This is a genomic window from Geobacter sp. PheSNFMC (assembly GCF_059620965.1).
This window is the reverse complement of record NZ_JCAMRN010000129.1, coordinates 1-1260: the sequence shown is the minus strand read 5'-3', so window position 1 is coordinate 1260 and position 1260 is coordinate 1. Positions and strand designations below refer to the sequence as shown.

Annotated in this window: 1 protein-coding gene and 1 pseudogene; both read right to left on the bottom strand. The window is 59.5% G+C overall.

The window, feature by feature from the left end; all coding sequences use genetic code 11:
* Window positions 1-464, bottom strand: a pseudogene (locus AC6CDK_RS17780) (hypothetical protein); the annotation flags it as partial.
* A 293-nt stretch (window positions 465-757) separates the two neighbouring features.
* A partial coding sequence (locus AC6CDK_RS17775; protein ID WP_496639958.1) for a rubrerythrin family protein occupies window positions 758-1260 on the bottom strand: 503 nt, incomplete at its 5' end.

Here is a 1260-nt window from a genome sequence, read left to right as displayed (position 1 = left end):
TCCCCGACCGGTTGCTCAGCATCGAAGGCAGCGGCGTCAGCATGGCCGACCACAGCCGCAGCAACGGTGGAAGACTCGGCGGCATCATCGCCCCAGAGATCGGGCGAGATCGCCAGCACGCACTCCTTGAGCGCACGGGCAAGCTCATGGGCCGGCTGGTTGAAGTCGAGGGAATCGTCGAACCACTTCTTCCCCCCCTGGGGCTTGAGGGGAGCGGTATGGACGAGAATGATGCGGGGTGCCTCGGTCCGGAGGAGCGTCTTGATGTGTCGGGCGACCGTTTCTCCCGAGATGCCGGAAATCTCGCTCTGGATGAACACGCCCGCGGGACGGTTGTCGAACACGTCCTTGAGCCCCTGGTCGAAATCCGGGGCGAGCTTCACCCTGCCTTTACAGTGGGAGCGAAGGGAAGCGAGCAGTTCACCTGTCCTGAAGTCGTCTGAAATAAAAAGAATGGTATTCATAATCGTTCCATGGATACCGGATACTCACATGAGGCGGAATTTAATGTCAATCTTTTTCCTGATGGTTCTGCCATCTCGCTTTGGATGCAAAATAAGGGCCATCCAATAAAAGAATCCTCGTAATGTCCACACACCTCATATCTGCCGGGAACAGGCGTTGAGTACAGCCGGTGTGCCAACGCGCGGGCTGCCCGGCACTTTTCGGCCAACCCGCGCGAAAACGCTGATGTCCCGACTGGTTGGTCCTTGGGGGAATTACGTGCAAAAACCAACCGATCGGGACATTGATGTGTCTAGGCTGTTTTGAAGAACACACTCCCCTTGGCTCCGCAGACTTCGCACTTTTCCGGAGCCTCGCGCTCCACCGTGTGGCCGCAGACGGGGCAGAGGTAGTAGTCGAATTCCTCCGCCGGCTGGCCGAGGGTGTCGAGGGCCTTCTGGTAAAGGGCGGCATGGACTTTTTCCACTGCATTGGCAAAGGTGAAGGAACGGCGGGCCTCGGTGGCTCCCTCCAGTTCCGCGTCGGCGATCATCTGGGGATACATGTTCTTGAACTCGTGGGTTTCGCCGGCTACGGCCTCCACCAGGTTCTCCCGGGTTCCGCCGATGGCGCCGAGGGCGCGCAGGTGGTTGTGGGCATGGATGGTTTCGGCTTCCGCAGCGGCACGGAAGAGCTTGGCCACCTGGGCGAACCCTTCCTTGTCCGCCTGCTTCGCAAAGGCGAGGTATTTGCGGTTCGCCTGGGACTCACCGGCGAATGCTTCCTTCAGATCAGCGATACTCTTGGGGGTCTCTG